Genomic DNA, 24,277 nt, shown 5'->3' with positions numbered 1-24,277 from the left:
CGTTCAGCGCTCGCGCGGCGCGGGCTGCGTCAGCGTGACGACGCGCACGCCGAGCTTCTGGCCGACCGCGATCAGGTGGCCGGTGCCGATCAGCATCCCGTTTGCGACGAGATGGATCACGCTCTGGTTGATGCCTTGCTGCAGCTCGATCACCGCGCCCGGTTGCAGTGCGCCGAGTTCGCCGAGCGGGATCGACGTGGGCGGCAATTCGAAACGCAGGTCGACCGCGAGGCCGTCGAGCGAGCGCGGCGCATCGTCGGGCGGCGCATCGTGCGCGCTCGCGGGCGGGGTGTCGGTGCGGGTCGGTTCCAAAGGCATCTCCCTGATTCGTTCGACGGTCAGCCGGTTGCCCGACGGCCGTCCGGTGATCTCCCACGCCGGCGCGGCCGGCACCCGCGCGACGCACAGCAGGTTCTGCTCGTGCGCGCGCCAGCGCTCGATCGCGATGATGTCGCCGCCGACGACGTCGGCCAGCTCGGCCATCGTCAGCTCGGTCCGGCCGATTTCGAATACCAGCGGCACCGGCAGGCCCGCGTACGCGGCGCGGGTGTCGGGCCGCGCGGCCGCCGGCGCGGCGAAGAACACGGCGAGCGCGTCCGGCGCATCGAACAGCAGCGCGCCGTGGCAGCGCCAGGCGCCGTCGGCGCGACGCAGCTCGAAGCGCAGCGCGGCCGGCGCGGTGCGCCACGCGGGCACGCTCGCCGGCGGCGGCAGCAATTCCACGCGCTGCCGCGTCGCGGCCTGCAGCACGGCCGAGAGCGGCGCGGCGAGGTCGGCGAGCAGCGCCGCGCGGATCACGGCCGGCACGGCCGGGTCGGCCGCGTCGCCGAGCCATGCGCTTTCCGCGACCGGATCGATCCACAGCGTGCCGGCGGCCGGGCCGATGACGAAGCGGTAGGCATGCGCGTCGGCGGCCGGTTCGGCATCGACGCGCCAGCGCACCTCGTACGCGTGTTCGCCGAGCGTGACCGGGACCGCGGCCGTCGCGCCGTACGCATGCGACAGCCCGCGCGCGGCCGAGGCGGACAGGCGCGGCAGCCAGGGCGACGCGTCGAGCGCGACCGCGGCCGGCGGGGGCGGGATGGCGGGCGCGGCGGCGGCCGGGGTGGCGGCAGCGGGCGGGGCCCGGTTCGCGGCGTCGCCGGCGTCGGCATTCGTCAGGGACAGCGCAGGCACGGCGGGATCAGGGCGGATTCGGCGTTGGTTCGACGGGTTGTTGCGGCCGGCGGCGCAGGGGGCGCGCGGCTGCTGCGTCGATTGTAGGGACGCAGCCGGCCGCGTGCCGCGCCGGAATCCGTAGTCGTGCGCAGCGTGGGGCCGCGCGGGTGGCGGCGAGCTACGAAGCCTGTTGCGTGGCGGCGTGGCGGCGTGCGGCGCGTCGCACGCACAAATGCAGCCGCCGCCCGGAGGCGGCGGTCGTGGCGCGGCGGGGCGGGTATGCCGCGCCGTGAGGCGCTGCACGCCGGACGCGCGGCGCGTCGGGGGAGAGCCTTGCCGGCGCGCCGCACAGCGGCGGCGCGCGGGTGAGCCGCTACGCGTTACGCGTAGTCGGCGGCCAGCGCCTGCAGCGGTGCGGCGCGCAGGATCGGCGCCACATCGTGGCGTTCGACATGCGTCATGGCCGCGCCGAACAGCACCAGCCGATAGCCGACCGCATAGATCGGGATGATCCGCAGGTTCTTGTCGTGATCGAGCTGCAGCTTCGAACGGATGCGCGAGATATGGGTGTCGAGCGTGCGCGACGACACGCCGAGTTCGCGGCCCCAGACCGCTTCCTGGATCGCTTGCCGCGGCACGATCTTGTTCATGTTGTCGAGCAGGAATTCGACGACATCGAATTCACGCGGCGTGACGTCGACGACTTTGTTGTCGATTTCGATCGTGCGGCGCACGAAGTTGATTTTTATGTTGTCGATGTACAGGTATTTGCAATCCATGTTGGCCCTCGCATGTCCGTAAAGGAGTGTTTGCGGGTCATGTACCGCAACTTCCGGGCCAGGGACGGGCTGTCAGGAATCCACGGTCGGTCGGGGCGAGGTGGGCGGCGCGCCAGCCTTGAATCTAAAAGAATTTTTAACGCGGGACGCGCGGCGCGCTCCGGAAGGGTCGGAGCAACATTGAAGGATTGTTACGTAGCATCCGGCGGGAACGTTACGGGCGTTACGGGCGGCGTAACGTCCGTAACGCGCGGTTCGCCCAGCCCGAACGGGGTTTCGGGCGGATGACGAACCCTACATTGAACCCTACCCGGGTTAGTCGTTTTTATAAGCGAATCAACGGTTTGCAGAAGATTTTTGCCGACTTTGAACCCTACATTGGACCCTGCCGGCTCGGCAATAAAAAACCGGCCGCGCAACGTTCCCGTTACGCGGCCGGCCCGGCGTCTCGCCGTTTCGCCCGTCAAGCCTTCGCGGTATCGCCCGAATCGAACGGCAGCACGTAATGCCGCTTGCCGGTCGCCGCGAAGATCGCGTTGGCGACCGCCGGCCCGACCGGCGCGACACCCGGCTCACCCACGCCGGTCGGCGCCTCGGCCGACGGCACGATATGCACCTCGACCGTCGGCATCTCCGCCATCCGCAGCACGTGATAGCCATCGAAGTTGCGCTGCTCGACATGGCCGTCTTTCAGCGTGATCGCGCTGTGCAGCGCCGCGCCGAGCCCGAAGCCGATACCGCCTTCCATCTGCGCGGCGACGATGTCGGGATTGATCGCGATCCCGCAGTCGACCGCGCACACCACGCGCTCGACCTTCACCTTGCCGTCGGCGTCGACCGACACTTCCGCGACCTGCGCGACGTAGCTCTTGAACGCCTCGGCCACCGCGATCCCGCGCCCGCGGCCCTTCGGCAGCGGCTTCGCGGGATCCCAGCCGGCCTTCTGCGCGGCCAGTTCCAGCACCGCGCGCATCCGCGGCTCGTTCGCGAGCAGGTCGCGGCGGAACAGGTACGGATCCTTGCCCGCCGCGTGCGCGGCTTCGTCGATGAATGCCTCGACCGCGTAGGCCGTGTGCGAGCTGCCAACCACGCGCCACCACAGCACGGGCAGGCCCACCTTGGTGGTGGTCAGTTCGACCGACACGTTCGGCACCGCGTACGGCAGGTTCGCCGCACCCTCGACCGACGTCGCGTCGATTCCGTTCTTGACCATGAACGCCTCGAACGGCGTGCCGGCGAGGATCGACTGGCCGACGATCCGGTGGCGCCAGCCGACCAGCCGGCCGTCCGCGGTCAGCCCCGCGTCGAGCTTGTGGAAGTACATCGGGCGATAGAAGCCGCCCTGGATGTCGTCCTCGCGCGTCCACTGCAGCTTGACCGGCTTGCCGTCCGCGCCGAGCGCCTTCGCGATCGACACGGCCTCGACCACGTAGTCCGACCACGCGTTCGCGCGCCGGCCGAAGCTGCCGCCCGCGTACAGCGTGTGGATCTGCACCTGCTCGGGCTTCAGGCCCGCGACCCTGGCGGCGTTGCCCTGGTCGACCGTCTGGAACTGGTCGCCGGCCCAGATCTCGCAGCTGTTCGCGGTCAGCTTGACGACCGCGTCGAGCGGCTCCATTGGCGCGTGCGCGAGATACGGAAATTCGTAGGTCGCGCTGACCTTGCGCGCGGCACCCGCGATCGCCGCGTCGGCATCGCCGTCCTTGCGGGCCGACGCGCCGGGCTTCGCGGCGAGCTGCCGGTACTCGCGCATGAGCTCGTCCGAGCCGCGCTTTTCGGCGTGCGTTTCGTCCCAGTCGACCTTCAGCGCGTCGCGGCCCTGCTTCGCGGCCCAGAAACCGTTCGCGACGACCGCGACGCCGCCCGGCACCTGCACGACCGACACCACGCCCGGGACGGCTTTCGCGGCCGTCGCGTCGAACGACTTGACCGTCGCGCCGAAGCGCGGCGGGCGCTGCAGCAGCGCGACGCGCATGCCGGGGAGGGTCGTGTCGAGCGTGAAATGCGCGGTGCCGTTCGACTTGGCCGACCCGTCGACGCGCGGAATGCGATGGCCGATCAGCTTGAAGTCGGCCGGCTGCTTCAGCGTGACCTTGTCGGGCACCGGCAGTTTCGACGCGTCGGCGACGAGCGTGCCGTAGGCGGCCGTCTTGCCGCTTTTCGCATGCGTGACGACGCCGTTGGCGGTGGTCAGTTCGCCGGCCGGCACCTTCCAGCGCGCCGCCGCGGCCGACACGAGCATCGCGCGGGCCTTGCCGCCCGCTTCGCGCAATTGCTGCCACGAGTTCGCCATGGCCGAGCTGCCGCCCGTGCCCTGCATCGTGCCGAACGCGAGGTTCGCATAGCGCTTCGCATCGGCCGGTGCGCTTTCGACGCGCACGCTCGACCAGTCCGCGTCGAGTTCCTCGGCGACGATCGTCGCGATGCCCGTATAGGCACCCTGGCCCATTTCGACATGTTTTGCGATGACCGTGACCGCGCCGTCGGGCGTGATGCGCAGGAATGCGTTCGGCGCGAAGTCGGCGGCGGGCGCCGTCGCGGCGAGCGCGCGGCGGCCGAGGCCGGCCCATTCGAAGCCGATCGTCAGGCTGACGGCGGCCGCGGCACCCGCGGCCTTCAGGAACGTGCGGCGCGACGGTCGCACCGAGCCGGCGTTGTCGAGTTCGATCGTCATGGTCAGGCTCCCAGCGTCGCGGCCGCGTCGTGGATCGCGGCCCGGATGCGGGCGTAGGTCGCACAGCGGCAGATGTTGCCGTTCATCGCGGCGTCGATGTCCGCGTCGGTCGGCTTCGGGTTCTGTTCGAGCAAGGCGGTTGCCGACATGATCTGGCCGGACTGGCAATAGCCGCACTGCGGCACCTGCAGCTTCACCCAGGCGGCCTGCACGGCCTGCGCGGGCTTGCTCTCAAGGCCTTCGATCGTCGTGATGTGCTTGCCCGCGATGCCGGCGAGCGGCAGCACGCACGAGCGCACGGCCTGGCCTTCGAGATGGACGGTGCACGCGCCGCACTGCGCCATGCCGCAGCCGAACTTCGTGCCGGTCAGCCCCGCGTGCTCGCGGATTGCCCAGAGGACGGGCATCGACGGATCGGCGTCGAGCGTGACACTCTTGCCGTTCAGGACAAACGTGGTGGGCATTTTTTGTCTCCGTGGGGAAAACCCGGCATGCGCCGGATCAGGTGGCAGTGTGCGCGAACGGCCGATTTTTACGTCTACCCAATCCTGCAAATTTATTGAACAATCCTGCAAATCCCCGGCGCGGCGGCGAGCGATTCGCTATGCTCCCGCGATTCAGGGAATTGAAGCGAGGAATCCGTCATGGACATGACCGATATCGCGGCGTCGCGCGAATCCGGGCGGCGCGAACTGGCGTCGCTGATCGACCGTTTCGCGCCGACGGACGGCTCCCACTCGACGGCCGTGCCGGCGCTGATGCTGCATCGGCATGCGCGTCCGGTCGATCTCGGCTGCGGCGTGTCGCGTGCCGCGCTCGTGATCGCCGCGCAGGGCGCGAAGCGCGTGATCGTGGCCGGCCAGGCCTACGAATACGACACGCGCAATTGCCTGATTACGTCGATCGACTTGCCGATTCTCTCGCGCGTCACGCAGGCGTCGCCCGATGCGCCTTACCTGTGCCTGTCGCTCACGCTCGATCTGCAGCGCATCGTCGAACTCGCGGCCGAGATGCGGCTGCCCGACCCCGATGCGGGCCCGGAAGGCGAGGGCATCGCGCTCGCCGAGCTGACGCCGCCGCTGCTCGATGCCGCGCTGCGGCTGTTGCGGCTGCTCGATACGCCGGCCGACATTCCGGTGATCGCGCCGCTGATCGAAAAGGAACTGTTGTACCGGCTGATGACGAGCGGCCAGGGCACGCGGCTGCGGCACATGGCCGTCGCGAGCAGCCAGACGCACCGGATCGCACGCGCGATCGAATGGATCCGCGATCACTACGCGGAGCCGATGCGCGTCGACACGCTCGCACAGGCGGTCAACATGAGCGTGTCGTCGCTGCACCATCACTTCAAGCACGTGACCACTCTGAGTCCGCTGCAGTACCAGAAGCAGCTGCGGCTGCACGAGGCGCGGCGGTTGCTGTTGCGGCAGGGCGGCGACGTCGGGTCGGTGGCGGCGACCGTCGGCTATGAAAGCGCGTCGCAGTTCAGCCGCGAATACAGCCGGCTGTTCGGCGCGCCGCCGATGCGCGATGTCGTGCATCTGCGCAAGAAGGAATTGCTCGGCACCTGACGGCGGTGCCGGTCGTGTCGACCGCATCGGGCCTGGCTTCGTCGCGCGATGCGCGGCTCGCCGGAACGGGATGGCACGCAATCGGCGTGCCATGGCCGCCGCACGCAGGCGCAATGGGGCAGCGGAGCGTGCCGCCGCGCCGCGCACGAACTTCTGTTTCACGCATGCATCCCGGGAACGGGCGAACCGATACGGAAAATGCCGGCAGGATGCGAATCGACGGGCCGAAATGTGCAAAAAAGTCGCGCCGAGCCGCACTTTCTGCATGGATCGCGCGTTTCGCGACAATGTTTCGGGCGATGAGATTCGCAGCCGGTATCGATTCGAAAATGTTTCTCGCGCGCAGCGCGTGTCGTCATCCAGCCGTTGGAGCACGATGGTTGCCGGTACTGGATGTCGGCGAATTGAAGGAAAACAGTAAAAATCGATAAAGTGTGTTCAAGGCCGCATGGCGCACGTGCCGTCGTTTTTTCCGATGTGCGGCGTGAAAGCCGTGTCGACCTGTGTCGTATTTACTGGTTTTTTCCGCGCGTTCGCATTGCCGGCCGACGCTCGATATCGTCGGTATTTTCACGGATGAATCAATTGCGTTTCGCGGCGGCGGGTGCACACGTCCGGAACCCTAGCGATGTCGGCCGCGCGGGTCCCGCAGAACCGGGTGTCGCGCGCTTCGATTCACGATTTTTTAGCGTACGGGAAGGCTGCCGAACGGGCTGCGGCAGGCGGTTTGCCGGGGCCGAAGTGTCCATCGGCCGGAATAGGCGACGGTGCAGTTCTCAACTATGAAACATCCGTTCGACACCCCCTTGCGCGAGGCCCTGCGGGCCGCGTTCGTCCGCCTTTTCCGGCATCGCTTCGCGCGATTCAATGATCGGCGCGTGCTGCCGACGGTTATCGCGATACATTCCTGAAACAAAAAAATCGATTCCCGGCGATATTGCGGGCGCCGCGAACGATACGCGACGCGCAACCATCGGTGGAATCACGCATGGCATGCCGTTTGCGGTATTGGACGCACCGGCGAGCGGTCGACCTGATGCAACAAAGATGGGGGGCGGCCCGTTCGTCAATAAGCAGTCGGGGAAATAGCGATGAAGACCAGAAGCAACAACTTGATCCGCGCATTCCTTGCGCACTCGTGGGGTAGTCGGACAGCTCGGAACAGGACTCGCGATGCAGTGCCAGCTTCGCGGGTTCGTTGCCGGTTTCCGGATATCCGCGCGTTGCGCGTGCTGGACCGCCTGTCGTTTCGCATGACAACCGGCCGACAGCAGTGCTCCCCTTCATTCAGCTTGTCCGGATGGGCCAGGCTGTCCGTGCCGGACAGCTTGACGCCGATTCGTTTCCGCTCGTGCCGAGCCGTATCCGTTGCGCCGGGCCGATCCCGGCGGTGGCTGGACTAGCTCGAATACCCGTCGGCCGGATTGCCCGGAAGATCTTTGATCGGTAGCCCAGGGAGAAGCGATGCCGCCTGACTGTCATGCAGGCCCGTTATCGCCACGATAACGCACATGTTTTCGATGGCACTGCATTGACGGTAGATAACTGTACTCACGCATTTTCGATCGCTGAAGCGGATGCCATGTGTCGGTATGCCGCGGAAGCAAATTTCGAAAACAACTGATCCCGAATGGTGAATGCCTGTTTCCGGGTGCGTGCGTCGATTCGTTTTCCGATTGATAAATGATCGATATCCCATATCGATAACGAATATAAAAATTTCGGAAAACTAAAAAAATACGAAACCATGATTCGGATGACCGAAAAATTGTGCGGTCATCGGATTCGAGATGAATCGATTCCTTGTTATTAGATAGTGATCCTTATTTTATGGGGATTGCTCAAGGCAGGAAAGTTGAAGGCGTGCAGCTTTCCTCGCTTGTTCCGTCCACGCCGTTATGGAGTCGACCATGAAGAAGCTTCTGATTGCAGCCGCAGTTCTGGCGGTTTCGGGCGCAGCGTTCGCCGGCAGCGGCACGGTATCGACCAGCAATTCGTCGAGCGGCGGCTCGACGATGGCCGGGGTCGCCGGATTCGGCCATTTCACCGCGACCGATTCGGGTGCCGCACTCGGCGCAGCCGGTGCGATGGCTGGCGGCGGCAGCAGCGGTTCGATCTCGTACACGAGCCACGTCCAAACGTCGACGGTGGGCGGCTTCGGCTTCGGCGGCGCACAAGCGGGCGGCAACAGCGGTGCGAATGCCGGCTCGATTGGCTGGACGTATCACCACTAAGCCGCGGCGCGCAACGTTCGTCATTGGCTGGTGGCACGGACGCCGGGTTTCGTTCCGCGAGGGCGAGCCCGGCGACCTCGCCATCAAACTTTCTCACGGCAAGGGATTGCTATGAAAGCCAACGTCATTTTAGCGACAGCGCTCACCGTCCTTTCGTCGGCCGTATTGGCCGCCGGTCCGTCCACGACCAACCAGACGCAATCCGTTGCAGCGGGTGTTTCCGGTTCGGTGCTGGTCGGCTCCGGCAGCTATACGAGCAATTCGAATTCGGTCGCGGGCGCAAGCGCAGGAAGTACCGTGACACCCGCTGGTTCCACCGGCACGGCATCGGCCTTCCACAACTCGACTTCGACGGCCAGCGGCTGGGGCTCGAACGGGGGCGCGTTCGCGGCAGGCGGCGGTATCGGTGCCGCAGGCTCGTACGGTGGAAACAGCAGCACGAACGAGAACGCGAATGCGTTGTCGGGAGGGGTGACCGCCACGATCGTCCTCGGCGCGAACCACTACACGGCCAGCGGCGGGAACGATCAGGGTATCGCCAACGCGGGTGCTGCCGGGTTGACGGGCAGCGGCGGGTCGGGCGCGATCGCGGGTTCGAATCACTACAACGCGTCGACCGTGTGGAGTACCGGTCCGGCCGGTTCGCCGTCTGCATCGGGCGGAAGCCAGGGGAGTTCGAGCGCGACCGGGAGCAGTAACTAGTCGGGTGCGGGGGACCAGTTTCCCAGCGACGCTGGTCTCTTTTCCGCACTGTTGTTCACGTAAGGAGTTGGCATGAAGCAGAACCTGATTGCCGCCGCTCTGATGCTCGCGTCTCTGACGGCATATGGCGCTGACCGTGCTGCCGAGGACGTGCAATCAAATTTGCAGACGTCAAACCCTGCAACCAACCCGTCAGAACAACACACGCTTTCGTCGGGCAGTGCCATCGGCGCGCCGGATTCCCAGGCATGGCCGGGAATGTCGGGCGGTTCGTGGTCCCAGCTGGGTAGCGGCTGGAAGCAGTTCGGGGAAGCGGGCAAAGCTGAAGGCATTCAGGGGAATTAGTACGGTTGCCTGGGTCGGAGGTCAAACCTCGTCCGGAGAGTGAAATGAACAGCAACAAGATCAGGGTGGCATGTGCCGCAATGTTCGCGATGGCCGCGATCGGTGCCCAGGCGCAGACTGCCGACTCGACTTCAAGTTCGCAATCCTCAACGTCGTCGACGGCGATCAGCCAGGGCGGCGGCTCGAGCATGAACACGAACGTCACCAGTTCGCGCGGCGGCAACGCCAGCAGCGCCAGCACGAGCGGCGTGCGCGGCAGCGGCAATTCGAGCGTGAACGTGAACGTTACGATGCCATCCAGCACGAGCGGAGGCTCGAACGTGACGCCGCAGAGCGTGAGCTCGCTCCAGTCGGCCGGCTCGCCCGGCACCAACCCCTACAACACCCAGGCGTCGGAAAACGTCAACTATTCGGGTACCCAGACGATCAAGACGAACCCGTCGATCCAGGCGCCCGGCCTCACGACCACGCTGTCCGATACCTGCATGGGCTCGGTGAGCGTCGGCGTGTCGTTCCCGGGCTTCGGCGCGACGGGCGGCACGACCCTGGTCGACCAGGCGTGCGTGCGTCGTCTCGACGCGCGTGAATTCCGCGCGATGGGGCTGACCGACGTCGCGCTCGCGCTGCTCTGCCAGAGCGATGCGAACCGGCGCGCGGTGGAAGCGACCGGGCATCTGTGCCCGGGCACGACCACGCCGCTCGCGCGCTCGAATGTGGCGCCGTCCGCCGAAGCGACCGTCGCCGACGACGTGAAGTATCGCGATCCGCTCGTGCGCAACCGCATGGGCCTGCCGCCGCTCGACGCCGCCGCGCCCGTGCAGACGCGCGCGGTGGCGACGACCGCGGTACAGGCGGCGCCGATTCCGGTGGCGGTGCCCGCGCCGTCGATCGCCGTGCCGGCCGTCAGCGCGGTGCCTGCCGCGACGCAGGCGGCCGCCGTGAAGGCATCGCAAGCGGCTGCCGTCGTGCCTGCCGTCGTCACCGCACCGGTTGCCGCGGCAGCACCGGCGGTGAGTGCTGCGCCTGCCGTTGCACCGGCCGCGGTGAGCGCGGTGCCGGCAGTAGCCCCGGCCGCGGTGAGTGCCGCGCCCGCCGGTGGGCCGGCTGCGATGAGTGCGGTGCCGGGTGCGGCCATCGTTGCCGCGGGGGCCTTCGCGGACAAGGCGCCGGAGCCCGCGCCGGCGGTTGCCGACAAGGCACCGGAATCCGCGCCGGTGGTTGCCGATAAGGTGCCGGTACCCGCTCAGGAGTTTGCGGACAAGGCACCGGAACCGGCACCGGTTGCAACCGACACCGCAGCGCAAGCCCCGGCAGCGCCTGCCGCCGACGCGAAGGTGCCGGACACCGCGCAAGCCGCGCCGGCCCCGACCGACGCTGTAGCGCCCGAGCCCGCGGTCGATGCGAAGGCTGCTGCCGAGCCGGCAACGCAGGCGGCAGCCGAAGCGCCCGCACCGGAAGCCGAGCAGCGCGCCGCAACGGCAGCTGCTGCCGACACGCCTGCCGCCGACGCGAAGGCGACGGGCGCGGTCGAATCCGCTGCCGCGCCCGCACCGTCCGCCGACATGCCGGCCGCGCCGGATTCGGCCCCGGCCGCGGTCGACCAGCAGGCCGCCCCAGCCGCGCCGGCGATGCCGGCTCCGACCGTCATCTCGACGAGCACATCGTCGTAAGCACGCGGGCAAGGCTTCCGCGCGACCGGCGAGCCGGCCCGCACGGGAACGCCGGGATCCGCCGTGCGACGCACGGCGCAAGTTGGACGGGTGTTGGTCCCTCCCCGAGGTCAACACCTCTTTTTGCCTGACGAGGGTACAAGGAGGCCTCAATCATGAGGATCTTTTGGGTCGCGCTGCTGCTGGTCGGCACACAAGCCGCCGCACAGTCCGTTTTCCAGAACCCTGCGGTCTTTGTCATCCTGAGCGAGCAGACCCTCGCGAACGCCGCGAGCGTCCAGCAGGCGCTGACGACGCTCGGCCGCGCGGACAACACGGCATGCGTGCCGATGATGATGGTCGGCGATCCGCAGATGGTCTACATGATGCCGGAGGAGGGACACGCCCCGTCTTGGCAATCGCCGGTGTACGGCCGCGGCGCGCCGTTCGACGCGCAGAACGGGCCGACCCCGACCGGCAAGACGATCGGCGCGATGCAACACGCGGAGGACATGCAGACACAGCCGTGGAGCGACAGCAGCGCGATCACGCAGAAGATCGCTGGCGAGTCGAACCTGTCCGCATCGGCGCGGGTCAGCGACTGGCAGCGCAAAGGATTGAACACGATCGAGACGGCGCCTGCGACGCAAGTGACGGTGAACGGCAAGACCTACCGCACGTATCGCGAGGAACTCAACCAGGCCGCGCGGCCCGTCGTCGAACCGCAGATCTACACGCAGCGTGTCGTGTTCTGCCGATGACGAAACTTTCCGGAGCGGACATGCCGGTAGCGCCGCGTGCGGGCAGGGAGGCCCGCCGCGCACCGTTTCGCGCCGCCCGCTCCGTCAGACAACCCTATGCGGCGAGGCCATCGTGAACCATTGCTGCCAGATCAGACTGTCAGGCCCGCACGAGGACGAACGGGCCGCATACGCGCCGCCGTTCGTCGCGGCCCGGCGTCACCAAACCGTGCTGTCGCGCCCGCTCGTCTATCTGTCGCAGCATTCCGATGCGGGGCTCGTCGACTGTCTCGCGTCGCGCGGCTGGGATGTGTGGCGCGCAAAATCCGTTGCGGACGCACTCAATCTCGTGAAGGCGAACCGCCTGCATGCGGGCATCGTCGATTTTGACGGCTTCATGTCACCCGACGTCGCGTCGTTCGAGGCGCTGCTGCGCGATCCGCGGATCGGCTGGGTCGCGCTCGCCGACGGCGAGCGGCTGCGCGATGCCACCATCGCGCGCCTGATCCGCCAGTGCTGCTTCGACTACGTGCGCAATGCGACGGCCTACACGACGATCGGCTATCTCGTCGGCCATGCATACGGGATGCTGAAACTGGCGGAAAGCGATCCGGCCGTCGATGCCGCGCCGCCCGGCGGCGCGATGATCGGCGCGTGCGCCGCGATGCGCCGCCTGTTCGCGACGATCCGCAAGGTCGCGAACACCGAGGCCACCGTGTTCATCGCCGGCGAATCCGGCACCGGCAAGGAGTTGACCGCATCGGCGATCCACCAGCATTCGTCGCGCGCCGACGCGCCGTTCGTCGCCGTGAATTGCGCGGCGATTCCGTCGACGCTGCTGCAGGCCGAGCTGTTCGGTCATGAGCGTGGCGCGTTCACCGGCGCGCATCAACGCAATATCGGCCGCATCGAGGCCGCGCACGGCGGCACGCTGTTTCTCGACGAAATCGGCGACATGCCGTTCGAGAGCCAGGCGAGCCTGCTGCGGTTCCTGCAGGAGGGCAAGATCGAGCGGCTCGGCGGGCGCGCGTCGATTCCGGTCGACGTGCGGATCGTGTCCGCGACTCACGTCGATCTCGAGTCCGCGATGCAGGCGGGGCGGTTCCGCCCGGACCTGTACTACCGGCTGTGCGTGCTGCGCATCGACGAGCCGCCGCTGCGCGCGCGCGGCCGCGACATCATGCTGCTCGCCGATCATGTGCTGCGGCGCTATCGCGGCGACAGTTCGCACCGGATTCGCGGCTTCATGCCGTGCGCGATCGAGGCGATCCACAACTATGCGTGGCCCGGCAACGTGCGCGAACTGATCAACCGGATCCGTTTCGCGGTTGTGATGACGAACGGCCCGCTGATCTCGGCCGTCGATCTCGAACTGAACCAGTACACGTCGCATCGGCCGCCGACGCTCGCGGAATCGCGTCGGCAGGCCGAGCGGCGCACGATCGAGGAAACGCTGTTGCGGCATCGGCACCAGCATGCCGACGTCGCGGCGGAACTCGGCATCTCGCGCGCGACGCTGTACCGGCTGATGACCGCGCTCGGCCTGCACGGCTGACGCTGGTTGCGGCCGCGCGGCACGCGGCCCGACGTCGCGCGGCCTACGGCTCGCAGCTCGCGGCGTCAGGCCGGCCGTTCGAAGCCCGATTCGACCCAGCGTGCGGCGCTGGCCTTGTTGAGCTTGAATCCGGCGGACACCTTCGCGTCGGCCAGCAGTTCGCCGTACGGGTCGAACGCCTTCAGTTGCGCATACGGTTCGAACTCGTCCGGCACGATGTCGAGCGTGACCGACACATCCTGCCCGTCGCCGTCCTGCACCGTCACTTCCTTGTGCAGCATCGCGCGGCGCTGCTGCTCGTGACGCATCAGCACCTCGGTCGCGGTCTTCACCAGCGTGCGGAACGCGTTCGCGTCCATCGGCTTCGGGTTCTTCTTGTCGCGACCCATGGTCCACGGGCCGACGAGCGCGGGCTCGGCTTCGCCGTCCTTGATCATCTCGACGGCCCAGCCGTCGTCGTCTTCGTTCTTGATGATGCGGGCCGTCCAGCCGTTGTCGCGCCAGAGGCCGTCTTCGTGGATGGTGGTGTCGTCGGAGTGCAGGTCGGATTCGGTCATGGAGGAAGCGGGGAGTACGGGCCGCCGGCGAACGGGCGGGGCGCGCGGCCGGCAACGGCGCGCTGCCCCTGGCCGGTCGCCCGGAATGGCATGCAAAGGCCGCAATTTTACCCCGCGGGCCGTCGGTGCGGCCCGTGCGACCTGTAACGTTGGCTGTTCGGACGAGGGCGACACCGGCCAAACGGTCGGGCTGGCACCAAAAATCAAACTTGTACTACGTCCCCGCAGGCCGCTCTATTCACCGTCCGATATCCCGTCCAAGCGTCGCCTCATAGAATAACGATCGGGATAAAAATATCTCGTTCGTGAATTCAACGCCACGCCGGTCGTACGCGCATTCCGCGCCGCGCGCCCGGTGAACCTTCTGGAACCGCGCATGGGGAAATTCAATATTCGCACCATCTTTGCATACGACTGGCCGTTGACGCTCGCCGGCATGGAGCACATTGCCGGCGACGTGTGCGCAATCGATCTCGTCGGTGTCTGCCGGACACCGGGCGAACTCATCGCGACTCTCGACACGCTCGATTGCGACATCGCGCTGGTCGATTATTCGGTCCGCGGCGACGCGCAGATGAACGGCTTCGCACTGTGCGAGTGGCTGCGACGCATGCGTCCGAACGTCGGGATCGTCGCGCTGGTCGGGAACGAGAACCCGGTGATCTTCCGCTCGATTCTCTCGCAAGTCGGCGCGAGCCTCGTGAGCAAGTTCGACGAGGTGGGCCATATCGTCACCGCGATTCACTCGAGCTATAGCGGCGGTCACTATCTGTCGCCGCTTGTGCGCCGCGCGCTCGATGCGTTGGCCGGACACGAAGCGCCGCCGGTGAAGCTTTCGACGCGCGAGATCGAGGTGATTCGCCTTTATCTGGCCGGCATGCCGATCAAGGCGATCGCGCAGCGGCTGAACAAGGGCAAGCAAACGGTCAGCGCGCAGAAGATCAGCGCGATGAAGAAACTCGGCGCGAGCAACGACATCGAGCTGGTTCAGCGAGCGGCCGCGCTGGGGCTCGACGGCGGCAAGGTTGCGAGCTGCCTGGGCGGCGCGGAGCAGGCGGGGAGCCGAGAACAGGAATCACGAGCGCTATCTCGGTAGCAGTGACATTCCGGAATCTTTCTTATGGCCGCGTCGACCGGAACCAGCGTTTGGTTGTCCTTGATATTGGACAGGTGATATGCGCGATTAGCCAGCGCGTCAGCGCTTCGTCCTGCTGATGTCCGCGAAGGGCCGATGCAGGGAATTGACGGGGCACTGACTTGCGTGCCTCCCACGATCATCGGGCGAAGCGAAAGGAAGCGCGCCGATATCGTTCCGGCGTTATGTGCGGCCTGGGGTTGCGCGTACATGAAAGCGACCGGCGGCCGACGCAGACCGGTTCGGAGACTGGCGACGCGGTTCGTCAAGAAGAATGGTCAAGATATATGAAGGAATGCAGATGAGTGATTCATTTCTCGATGCTCGGCCAGTAGCGGCCGCTCGAACGGGGGAGCGCGGCGCAGAAGCCGTAGCCCGAGACGGGCCGGCGCCGCGACCCGAACCGCCGCCGATCGTCGTCGGCCGCGTCGAAGGCGTGACGATGTTTGCGAAGAACACGCCGCTCATCTGTCTCAAGCAGATGCCGTTGCCCGGTATCGTGATCTTCGTGCATGGGGTGAATTCCGAAGGCGAATGGTTCGAGGCGTCGGAGGACGGGCTGTGCAAAGGCCTGAATCGCAGGCTCGGGCGCCTGGACGATCAGATGATGTATCACGGTATCGACGCCGGACAGTTGACGCCCGCGAAGTACACGGAGAGTGTGACGCCGGATGGGTTCTTGAACCCTGATTTGCTGGCAGACAATTGCATCAAGCCCGAGCCGTCGTTCTCGCCCGTCATCCATTTCCGCTGGGGCTATCGCGCGACTGCCGCGGAATTGAAGGAGTACGGCGACAAGATCTTTCTCAACGAAAAAGATTATTGGGGCGGCGGGCCGTTCACGAACGGCTGTGCCAGCCTGCCCGATCTTTGGCAGGGCGGTCTGGATGATCGAACGATGGGCTGGATGACTGTGCAAGGCATCAATCCAACCAACCGGCCGCTGTATCGCGCGCCGCCTCGAGCGTATGGCGTACTCGCCGCGTTGCGCTTGGCCAGGCTGATCGAGTCGATCCGAAGCATGCAGGCCGATGTCCCGATTACCGTCGTATGCCACAGCCAAGGAAATATCGTCGGCCTCACTGCCGCGTTCTTCGGCGACGCATTCCCCGATGTCGAAGATCCGTGGGGGCGCTCGGGCCACTGCGTGGCGGACGCCTACGTGCTGGCGAACGCGCCGTACAGTCTCGCCAATGCCGACGGCCCATACAAATCCGACACATTCATGGATACATGGTCGCAACGTGCGACGAAAGATGGCAGCGGCCAACGTGGACGACAGACTTACGCCGCGCGCACGAAGACATTCGGCACATTCCTGTCGATCATCGGTGCTCGAAAAGAGCATGAACTGCCCGCCGACAAAATCGATGAGGACATGGAAAACGAGCGGGTCTCGCCGACGAGCAACCGGTCTTATGCGGCGCAAGAGGATCGCGCGAGGCACGGGCTGAATGAATCGACATATGGCCGCGTCACTGCATATTGCTGTCCGCACGATCAGGTGATTTCTGCGGTGACGGTGCAAGGGATCGGCTGGCGCGGCATCAGCAAGCACGAACTCGACGATATCGGCGCGGCCGTCATCCTGACGCAACGGGTCTTTGCTTCCGGTTTTCCGGTCGGCGTGAAGAAACCGTACCGATACTGGGAAGACGATTGGCGGCATGGCAAACAAGGAACGAAGCCGGGGTTCTGGTATCCGCCGTCGCCGCCGGCCAAATTCAATCTCGTCGGCGCGATCAAAGGAAATGAGTCGGTTCTGGGCGTGGCAGCAACGCTCGTGACCGCGCCACTCATGTTCGTCGTAACCGGCATCAGTTCGGCATTGAACATGCTCCGTGTGAACGCCGATCCGCCGAAGGGCTGGACGGTAGTTGCGGATGCCCCGGCGCTTGACGAGCCATTCCCGCCGAAAGCCTTGCGATTCGGCAAGTCAGTCGAGACCAAGGACGGCGACGCGATCAGCGACTTCAACGAAGGCAACGATCCGCCGGCTGCGTGGCGCGATGCGAACAAGGCCGATGCAGACAAGCGCGCTGATGATCCGTACGACCAGTACGAGGCGAAGAACCAGGACAGTGTCGCCCGAGGTACGGCCGCAACGGAAGCCGGACAACGTTACGAGGACCGCGCGCTGATGCGAATGGAAGCGCGTCGGACGCTAAACACCGAATGGCTCGACGGCGACGGCCACGTGATCGGCGAGGACGGCAAGAGCGCGATGCCCGAAGGCTACAAGGATTGGCGCGACAAACAGATTGTCGATTGGCTCGATCGCGGTGCGACCAACAGCCCGACGAATCACTCAACGACGATGACCAACCCCGAGCATGCAGAAAAAGCGCTTGCGTATGACGTTGCGGTGGGTCTCTGCTACCTGACCGAGAAGCAACTCAAATCGCTGCGTATTGAAGCAGATTGGCGGATGAGAGATGGCATTCCCGACACCAACCGGAACAAAAAGTACACCAATTACTTTGCGTACGGAACGCTTGATCGAATGTCGATACAAGAATGGGCCCATGCCAAGGACAGCGAGGGCGCGATCCCCGAGGCGATTGCCGACGAACGCGAAGGTGAGTTCTATCTCAAGGTCGGGGGTGTCGTATGAAGACGCTGATTGCTACATGGCAACGACGTGTCGCAATTGCTGTTTCGGTATGGCTGATTGCCATCGTGCTCATCGCCACGACGATGGCACACGTGGAACAACCCGACCCGGCACATTTGGAAATAGGAGATTGGATGAAGCGATTCTTTTTCGTACCCGGCCTGGCTGCGCTCGTGGCGTTTCTCTTCACCACGGCCATGGCGCGTCCGGCACAAGCCGCCTCTGTCAAAGAGTCTGCGGTGAAGGCAGCACCTGCAGCCGAGGAGCAGGCCAAGCCATTCGTTGCGCAAGTCGTCGGTTTAATCTGGTTGAACCCGCTGCAACGCATGGACTATCCGACCGAGTGGCAATTGCTGTGGACACAAGGACTTGCCAAGCCCAATAAGAATGACGACATGGTGCGCACGAAGCCCGAAAAATTTTCGTCACTTCGGTCCATTGGAGCATTGGTTTACGGCAACGAAGGCGAAGAAACATTCAAGGGCTTTTATCACAAGTACGTCGGAAAATTTCTCTTGTTGCCGCGCTCTCGTTATTTTGCAAATGCGAAATATTTCTACACCGTAAAGTCCGAAAACACCAAAGATTGGCGCGAGCTTGCCGGAACACATATCGAGTTCGCGTTACCTCCAAGGCTCGATCCGATCGAAGCGAAGACGTACTTGACCAATGAGTTCGTCGAATGCTTCGAAATTGGCCCACCGTCACCCAAGACGCTTTGGAGCCGCGACACGCCTCCCGATGTGCAAATCACTCAAGGCGGCGCAAACGCCGGCTTCACATCGCTGAACAACGCGCTGGACTACTTGCAGGCGAACCCCGACAAGACCGTATGGGCGATGAACTGGGACGCCCCGAACTTCCCGCCCACGGATGCGCAGATCAACGAAAACCTCGTCGTGCTGTTCCTCGCCGGCCCGAACTTCAACACCGAGCGCGAACCGCTCGCCTGGATCGGCAAGGCCGCAACTGGCGACACGCGCGACTTTTCGCCGAAAGTCGGCACGACACGTGCCGTGCAGGCGTGGAAAGCCACGATCGGCGAAGCAGCACGCAATGCCGGTGTTGCGGTTACCGACCTGAGTTACATCGTCCACGACGCAGGTGTACCTAGCGACGCAGCATCGTCACGCGTTGTCTCCCTCGCGCAGACCTTGACCGAAACCCTCCCTGAATACGACCACACGAATCAGACGTTCAACACGGCCGCACTCCTCGGCGACATGGGAACCGGCAGCGCATTGACCGACGTCGCACTCGCAATCGGCCGAATCAACCACTTCGGCGGCAACGCCTTGGTCGCCGGCACGACCGAACCCGAGCACCCTGTCGCGGTCGTCGTCAGACCACCGTCGAAGCTCACGCAGATCGATCCCACCAAGGACTGGTTCCGCGCGCGCGGCGGCAACAATGCTTACCTGCCGTGGTGGGGTCGTCGACACGACACCGATTACGGCATGCAGGGCTATTCGTGGTGACGTAAGCCAGCGCTGCGGCGTGATTGCTTCGCTTGCGGATTCGGAACGTGTCAGAACGCGGTCGACCGGACACATGACCGGTCGACAGTTCCAACGATTGTGGCTTCGAGATGCCGCCAACCGCGACGCCGAACGGAAACGGATTCAGCGGTTGGCCGTGTTGAGGTACGCCACTCCCGCCCCTCCGGCGCGACACGCGCGGAAGGGCGGGGCAGGACCCCGGCTGTCAAGCCGGCAACGCGAACCGCGTAACGGCGTCGCGCAGCGCTTCGGCCTGGTCGCGCAGCGAATGCGCGGCCGCCGCGGCTTCCTCGACGAGTGCCGCGTTCTGCTGCGTGACCTGATCCATCTCGCCCACCGCACGGTTGACCTGCTCGATCCCCGCGCTCTGCTCGCGCGATGCATGGCTGATCTCGTCGAGGATCTCGTTCACGCGCCGCACCGACTGCACGATCTCGGCCATCGTCTCGCCTGCGTGCGTGACGAGCGTCGCGCCGTGCTCGACGGTTTCGTTCGATGACTCGATCAGCGACTTGATCTCCTTCGCGGCCGTGGCCGAGCGTTGCGCGAGCGAGCGCACCTCGGCCGCGACCACCGCGAAGCCGCGGCCCTGTTCGCCCGCGCGCGCCGCTTCGACGGCCGCGTTCAGCGCGAGGATGTTGGTCTGGAACGCGATCCCGTCGATCACGCCGATGATGTCGCCGATCTTGTGCGAGCGGTCGGTGATCTCGTTCATCGTGCGCACGACATCGTCGACCACCTCGCTGCCGCGCGTCGCGACCTGCGCGGCCTGGCCAGCGAGCGTGGCGGCCTGCGCGGCGCTGTCCGCGTTCTGCTTCACGTTCGCGGTCATCTGATCCATGCTCGACGCGGTCTGCACGAGCGCGGCCGCCTGTTCCTCGGTGCGCTGCGACAGATCGGTGTTGCCCGACGCGATCTCGCTCGCGCCGACGTTGATGTTCTCCGTACCCATCCGCACGCGCGACACCATGTCGATCAGTCCGCTCTGCATCGTGTGCAGCGCATGCAGCAGGCTGCCGCGGTCGTCATGCTTGACGTTCACGCGCGCGGTCAGGTCGCCCTGCGCGATGCGCTGCGCGGCGTCGAGCGCCACTTCGAGTTCGCCGCCGAGGTTCGCGCGCACGCTTTTCAGCACGAGCACCATCACGGCGGTTGCGATCGCGCCGAGCACGGCCGTCATCGCGAGCCAGCGGCCGACGCTCGCGAGCACGGCCGACCGCACGTCGTCCATGTACATGCCCGTCACGAGATACCAGTCCCACGGCGCGAAGCGCTGCACCGCACTGGTCTTGTCCTGCGGCTTGTCGGCACCCGGCTTCGGCCACAGATACTCGACGAAACCCTTGCCGCCTTCCATGTTGCCGGCCTTCACGATCTCGACGAACAGGTGTTTGCCGCTCGGGTCCGCGAAATTCGATACGTCCTTGCCGTTGAGCTCGGTCTTGATCGGATGCATCACGATCACCGGCTTCGAATCGTTGATCGAGATGTAGCCGTCGGTGCCGTAACGCATCGCGGCGATCGCCTCGAGCGCCTTCTGCTTCGCGTCCGTCTCCGGCAATGCATTCTGTTGCGACAGCTTGTAGTAGTGGTCGGCGACGTTCGTCGCCTGCGCGACCAGCGACGCAAGCTGATCGCGGCGGTCCGTGATCATCGACGCGCGCGTCTGCCACGCGCCGATGCCGGCGATCACGAGCAGGCCGAGCCACAGAATGACGATCATCGAGGCGAGTTTCTGATTCAGGGAAAGGGTGCGCATGGGTAGTGAGGTCGGTCGGTCGAACAGGCGCGCCGGAACGGCGTGACGGGATAACTCGTTGACGGCATGCAACGAACGTTGCCATAGGCGGGAAATCCCTTAGAAACGGCAGCGGCCCGATACCGGCGAGCGCGGTGCGGGCATCTATGCATATACATATTCGGCGTCGCTATACTGTCGGGCGATGGCGATGGCGATGGCGATGGCGATGGCGATGGCGATGGCGATGGCGATGGCGATGGCGATGGCGATGGCGATGGCGATGGCGCGTCGTGCCCCGACGGTCGGGAGCACGGCGGCGAACGAACCTGAAAGGAGGCAACGATGCGAATTCTGGTGGTGGGGGCCGGCGCGGTCGGCGGATACTTCGGCGGCCGGCTCGCGGCGGCGGGGCGCGACGTGACGTTCCTGGTGCGCGACGGCCGCGCGGCCGCGCTCGCGCGCGACGGGCTCCTGATTCGCAGCCCGCGCGGCGACCTGACGCTCGCGAACGTGCAGACGGTGCGCGCGAGCGACACGGCCGGGCCGTTCGACCTGGTGCTGCTGAGCTGCAAGGCCTACAGCCTCGACGATGCGATTGCATCGTTCGCGCCATTCGTCGGGCCGTCGACGCTGGTCCTGCCGATGCTCAACGGGATGCGCCATCTCGACGTGCTGCGCGAACGGTTCGGTGCCGCGCAGGTGCTCGGCGGCCTGTGCGTGATCGCGGCGACGCTCGATCGCGAACAGCGGGTCGTGCACCTGAACGACACGGCAGGGCTGTCGTTCGGCGAACTCGCCGGCGGCGAATCGGCGCGCGTGCGCGCGGTGGCCGACGTGCTCGGCGGCGCGGGCTTCGAGGCGACGCTCAGCGACGACATCGCCGCGCGGATGTGGGACAAGTGGGTGTTCCTCGCGACGCTCGCGGCGAGCACGTCGCTGTTTCGCGGTTCGATCGGCGACATTCTGGCCGCGCCGGACGGCCGCCGCCTGCTCGAGACGATGCTCGACGAATGCAGCGCGATCGCCGCGCACAACGGTTACCGGCCCGATCCCGCCGCGGTCGAGCGGATGCAGCGGATGGTGCTGACGCCGTCGCCGCTGACCGCGTCGATGCTGCGCGACGTCGAAAATCGCGCGCGGGTCGAAGCCGATCACGTGATCGGCGACCTGCTCGCGCGCCGCGACCCGCAGGCGGCGGATGCGCTGTCGCTGCTGCGGATCGCGTACAACCACCTCAAGACGTACGAGGTGCGCGTGGCGCGCGAAGGCGCGGCGGCGTAGTCGTGGCAGCGGCCGTGTCGATTGTCAGGGCGAGCGCCGGAGCAGGTCCGATGGCGCGGGCGGATGCCGCCTAGACAGGATCCTTGCTCGGCGGTCCGTTGGGTTGCTGCGGATTGTCGTGAGGATGCCCCGGTGGCGGCGGTGACAACGGATCGTCTTCCGGATCGCGGTTCGGGTCGGCCGGGGGCTCGGGCATCGGGGTCGTGTGGTCCATGGGGAACTCGCGCAAGGCGTGACGGCGGTGGCGCGGCGGGCGCGTCTCGTCTCCGTTATAGGCAATCGGGCGGGTGTTTGCCGGGGGATTCTCGCTGCGGCACGCGGATTGCCGGCGACAGGCGAGCCTCTGCAGGTATCGCGCCGGATCGCGCGCAGACAGAGCCACGATGCGTGGTGCGCCCGGCGCGCGCCGAGGTCAGCGCAGATCGGCGGGCGTATCGACGTCGCGCAGGATGCCGGGATCGTCGACCTCGAGCAGGTTCACCGGCGCGCTGGCGAACAGCGCGCGGGCGCCCGTATCGCCGTCCAGCGCGGCGAGCGCATCGTAGTGGTGCGCGGCAAAGCCGACCGGATGGCCGCGCACGCCGCGGTGCATGGGGGCGACGATCGATGCGTCGTCGGCGTCGAGGGCGCGTGTGACCGCTTCGTAGGTGGACGCCGCGATCCACGGCATGTCGCCGAGCGCGACCAGCCAGCCGGGCGCGTCCGGCGAGGTGCGAACACCGGCTGCCAGGCTCGCGCCCATGCCGCGCATCGCGTCGGGCGCATAGACGACCTGGCAGCCGGCGTCGTTCAGCAAAATCGCGAGTTTTTCGGCGCCGGGACGCACGACGGCGATCACCTCGGCCGTGGCCGCCGCCAGATGACGGGCGGCGGCGACCGCAACCGGCGTGCCGTCTGGAAGCAGCGCGAGCAGCTTGCTGTGCAGACCGCTTGGGTCGAAGCGTTGACCGAGACCGCCGGCGAGCAGGACGCCGGTGGTGAGTGACGCATAGGACATCGGCGCGGGGAAGGGAAGGCAGGTGGGCCGATTGTGCGGGAGCGGGCGGGGATCGGCAAGTGCGGATGTTACCGACGCGGGGGTGTTGTCGTCGGAAAGAATGTCAGCGGGCGCGTTCGTCGAGCATGGTTTCCTCGACAGGGCCGTTTATGGAGTGCGATTCTCGTTACATCATGGTGCAATCGCGGTCGCTGAACGGCCAATGCCGCTACTCCGACGGGTAATACATGAAGCGGGTGCGAGGTAAAACGTCGATCGGTCATGGACGGCTTCGCGCGATCGCCGTCATCCGTTCCGTCAGATGAATCGTCTGTCGGGTGGAGTGCGGATGTGTCGGTGTTGCGATTCGGCCGACGTCTCCATGACGGTCACCAAAGTGTCTTGACGTGCGCGTATGCACGGATCTTTTCGTCACGGGTAACGAGCGGCGCACCGAGCCGGCGCGCAGTCGCGACGATCATGCGGTCGGCTGGATCCTTGTGAAAAGTGCCGGGCAGCGCGGTGGACCTCGCGGCGATGTCGGCGTCGACCGGCACGAAGCGCATGCCGTCGATTTGCGCGACCGTCGCGAGCCACGCATCGACGTCCATCGTCAATGCGAGGCGCTCGTTGCGCACCAGCATCGCGATTTCCCATGCGGAGATCGCGGACGCAGCGAGTGCGCCCTCGCCGCGCGCGCGATCGATCGCGCTTCGCGCTTTCTTGCTGAGCGACGGATCACCCGCCACCCACCACACCAATGCATGCGTATCCAGCACGATCACCGCGACGCCTCCCAGTCATCTTCCGCAATCGGATCGAGAGGATTGTCGTAGCGCATGACCGAGCCGCGCAATATGTCCAACGGCTGAGCCTCGCGTGCGTGATACGGCCGGATTTCGAGCGTTGGCTTGCCGTGGTCGGTGACGATCAGGCTTTCGCCCGACGCCTCGACGAGCCGGAAGTATTCGAGTGCGCGAGCCTTGAATTCGGATTTCGATACGGGAGCGTGCGGCATCATGATTTGAGCATGGTCATTTGACGATGGTCATTTTAGGTGCCGAGAT

General features: G+C 66.0%; 22 protein-coding genes. 11 read left to right on the top strand and 11 right to left on the bottom strand.

What is annotated here, in order from left to right; translation table 11 throughout:
* Nucleotides 1-3: 3 nt before the first annotated feature.
* The 4 genes from sctQ to U4Y91_RS06765 all read right to left on the bottom strand — a co-directional run bounded on the left by sctQ (nucleotide 4) and on the right by U4Y91_RS06765 (nucleotide 5,075).
* Complete coding sequence (gene sctQ, locus U4Y91_RS06780; protein ID WP_321804295.1) at nucleotides 4-1,176, bottom strand: type III secretion system cytoplasmic ring protein SctQ; 1,173 nt, start codon at nucleotides 1,174-1,176, stop codon at nucleotides 4-6.
* Nucleotides 1,177-1,538: 362 nt separating this feature from the next.
* A complete protein-coding gene (locus tag U4Y91_RS06775) occupies nucleotides 1,539-1,937 on the bottom strand; it encodes a winged helix-turn-helix domain-containing protein (protein ID WP_321804293.1) in 399 nt (132 codons plus the stop codon).
* A 463-nt stretch (nucleotides 1,938-2,400) separates the two neighbouring features.
* The gene (locus tag U4Y91_RS06770) at nucleotides 2,401-4,611 is read right to left on the bottom strand and encodes a xanthine dehydrogenase family protein molybdopterin-binding subunit (protein WP_321804291.1); all 2,211 of its coding nucleotides are present in this window, start codon (nucleotides 4,609-4,611) and stop codon (nucleotides 2,401-2,403) included.
* Between the two features lie 2 nt (nucleotides 4,612-4,613).
* The gene (locus U4Y91_RS06765; RefSeq protein WP_044846636.1) at nucleotides 4,614-5,075 is read right to left on the bottom strand and encodes a (2Fe-2S)-binding protein; all 462 of its coding nucleotides are present in this window, start codon (nucleotides 5,073-5,075) and stop codon (nucleotides 4,614-4,616) included.
* Nucleotides 5,076-5,255: 180 nt separating this feature from the next.
* Between U4Y91_RS06765 and U4Y91_RS06760 the strand changes: the two genes are divergently transcribed.
* Nucleotides 5,256-6,182, top strand: coding sequence for an AraC family transcriptional regulator (locus tag U4Y91_RS06760; RefSeq protein WP_321804289.1), 927 nt, complete (start codon nucleotides 5,256-5,258; stop codon nucleotides 6,180-6,182).
* A gap of 776 nt (nucleotides 6,183-6,958) precedes the next feature.
* Here U4Y91_RS06760 and U4Y91_RS06755 read toward each other — a convergent pair.
* Entirely contained in the window at nucleotides 6,959-7,318 is a 360-nt protein-coding gene (locus tag U4Y91_RS06755) for a hypothetical protein (protein ID WP_321804287.1), read from the bottom strand.
* Nucleotides 7,319-8,092: 774 nt separating this feature from the next.
* Here U4Y91_RS06755 and U4Y91_RS06750 point away from each other — a divergent pair.
* The 6 genes from U4Y91_RS06750 (at nucleotide 8,093) to U4Y91_RS06725 (ending at nucleotide 13,407) form a co-directional block, all read left to right on the top strand.
* On the top strand, nucleotides 8,093-8,416 hold the full coding sequence (locus U4Y91_RS06750; protein WP_321804285.1) for a hypothetical protein: 324 nt from the start codon (nucleotides 8,093-8,095) through the stop codon (nucleotides 8,414-8,416).
* Between the two features lie 111 nt (nucleotides 8,417-8,527).
* Nucleotides 8,528-9,118, top strand: coding sequence for a hypothetical protein (locus U4Y91_RS06745; RefSeq protein ID WP_321804283.1), 591 nt, complete (start codon nucleotides 8,528-8,530; stop codon nucleotides 9,116-9,118).
* A gap of 72 nt (nucleotides 9,119-9,190) precedes the next feature.
* On the top strand, nucleotides 9,191-9,463 hold the full coding sequence (locus U4Y91_RS06740; RefSeq protein WP_321804281.1) for a hypothetical protein: 273 nt from the start codon (nucleotides 9,191-9,193) through the stop codon (nucleotides 9,461-9,463).
* A 44-nt stretch (nucleotides 9,464-9,507) separates the two neighbouring features.
* Nucleotides 9,508-11,133 (top strand): chemotaxis protein CheA, encoded by a 1,626-nt coding sequence (locus U4Y91_RS06735; RefSeq protein WP_321804279.1) that lies wholly within the window; start codon nucleotides 9,508-9,510, stop codon nucleotides 11,131-11,133.
* Between the two features lie 155 nt (nucleotides 11,134-11,288).
* Nucleotides 11,289-11,873, top strand: coding sequence for a hypothetical protein (locus U4Y91_RS06730; protein WP_321804277.1), 585 nt, complete (start codon nucleotides 11,289-11,291; stop codon nucleotides 11,871-11,873).
* Nucleotides 11,874-11,985: 112 nt separating this feature from the next.
* Complete coding sequence (locus U4Y91_RS06725; RefSeq protein ID WP_321804275.1) at nucleotides 11,986-13,407, top strand: sigma-54 dependent transcriptional regulator; 1,422 nt, start codon at nucleotides 11,986-11,988, stop codon at nucleotides 13,405-13,407.
* Nucleotides 13,408-13,472: 65 nt separating this feature from the next.
* Here the strand turns inward: U4Y91_RS06725 and U4Y91_RS06720 are convergent, their stop codons facing one another.
* Nucleotides 13,473-13,964, bottom strand: coding sequence for a hypothetical protein (locus U4Y91_RS06720; protein WP_321804274.1), 492 nt, complete (start codon nucleotides 13,962-13,964; stop codon nucleotides 13,473-13,475).
* 376 nt (nucleotides 13,965-14,340) lie between these two features.
* Between U4Y91_RS06720 and U4Y91_RS06715 the strand changes: the two genes are divergently transcribed.
* The 3 genes from U4Y91_RS06715 (at nucleotide 14,341) to U4Y91_RS06705 (ending at nucleotide 19,191) form a co-directional block, all read left to right on the top strand.
* Entirely contained in the window at nucleotides 14,341-15,060 is a 720-nt protein-coding gene (locus U4Y91_RS06715) for a response regulator transcription factor (RefSeq protein ID WP_321804272.1), read from the top strand.
* 340 nt (nucleotides 15,061-15,400) lie between these two features.
* Nucleotides 15,401-17,713 (top strand): hypothetical protein, encoded by a 2,313-nt coding sequence (locus U4Y91_RS06710; protein ID WP_321804271.1) that lies wholly within the window; start codon nucleotides 15,401-15,403, stop codon nucleotides 17,711-17,713.
* Nucleotides 17,710-19,191 carry a virulence factor gene (locus U4Y91_RS06705; RefSeq protein ID WP_321804269.1) on the top strand — a complete coding sequence of 494 codons (1,482 nt, stop codon included), beginning with the start codon at nucleotides 17,710-17,712 and terminating at the stop codon, nucleotides 19,189-19,191. The genes U4Y91_RS06710 and U4Y91_RS06705 overlap by 4 nt, the downstream gene beginning before the upstream one ends.
* Nucleotides 19,192-19,417: 226 nt before the next feature.
* On the opposite strand, the gene U4Y91_RS06700 is transcribed toward U4Y91_RS06705, so the two are convergent.
* A complete protein-coding gene (locus U4Y91_RS06700) occupies nucleotides 19,418-20,971 on the bottom strand; it encodes a methyl-accepting chemotaxis protein (protein WP_321804267.1) in 1,554 nt (517 codons plus the stop codon).
* A gap of 144 nt (nucleotides 20,972-21,115) precedes the next feature.
* The gene (locus U4Y91_RS06695; protein WP_321804266.1) at nucleotides 21,116-21,265 is read right to left on the bottom strand and encodes a hypothetical protein; all 150 of its coding nucleotides are present in this window, start codon (nucleotides 21,263-21,265) and stop codon (nucleotides 21,116-21,118) included.
* A gap of 30 nt (nucleotides 21,266-21,295) precedes the next feature.
* Between U4Y91_RS06695 and panE the strand changes: the two genes are divergently transcribed.
* On the top strand, nucleotides 21,296-22,234 hold the full coding sequence (gene panE, locus U4Y91_RS06690; RefSeq protein ID WP_321804264.1) for a 2-dehydropantoate 2-reductase: 939 nt from the start codon (nucleotides 21,296-21,298) through the stop codon (nucleotides 22,232-22,234).
* 412 nt (nucleotides 22,235-22,646) lie between these two features.
* On the opposite strand, the gene U4Y91_RS06685 is transcribed toward panE, so the two are convergent.
* From U4Y91_RS06685 to U4Y91_RS06675, 3 genes are all read right to left on the bottom strand, one after another.
* Complete coding sequence (locus U4Y91_RS06685) at nucleotides 22,647-23,231, bottom strand: nucleotidyltransferase family protein (RefSeq protein ID WP_321804262.1); 585 nt, start codon at nucleotides 23,229-23,231, stop codon at nucleotides 22,647-22,649.
* 368 nt (nucleotides 23,232-23,599) lie between these two features.
* Nucleotides 23,600-23,995, bottom strand: a complete 396-nt coding sequence (locus tag U4Y91_RS06680; protein ID WP_044846647.1) for a type II toxin-antitoxin system VapC family toxin — start codon at nucleotides 23,993-23,995, stop codon at nucleotides 23,600-23,602.
* A complete protein-coding gene (locus U4Y91_RS06675; RefSeq protein ID WP_011659184.1) occupies nucleotides 23,992-24,231 on the bottom strand; it encodes a type II toxin-antitoxin system Phd/YefM family antitoxin in 240 nt (79 codons plus the stop codon). The genes U4Y91_RS06680 and U4Y91_RS06675 overlap by 4 nt, the downstream gene beginning before the upstream one ends.
* Nucleotides 24,232-24,277 lie beyond the last annotated feature (46 nt).

The sequence above is a fragment of the Burkholderia sp. BCC1993 genome (genome assembly GCF_905339865.1).
In the GTDB taxonomy this organism is placed as follows: Bacteria; Pseudomonadota; Gammaproteobacteria; order Burkholderiales; family Burkholderiaceae; genus Burkholderia.
This window is presented reverse-complemented; position numbering and strand designations above follow the sequence as displayed.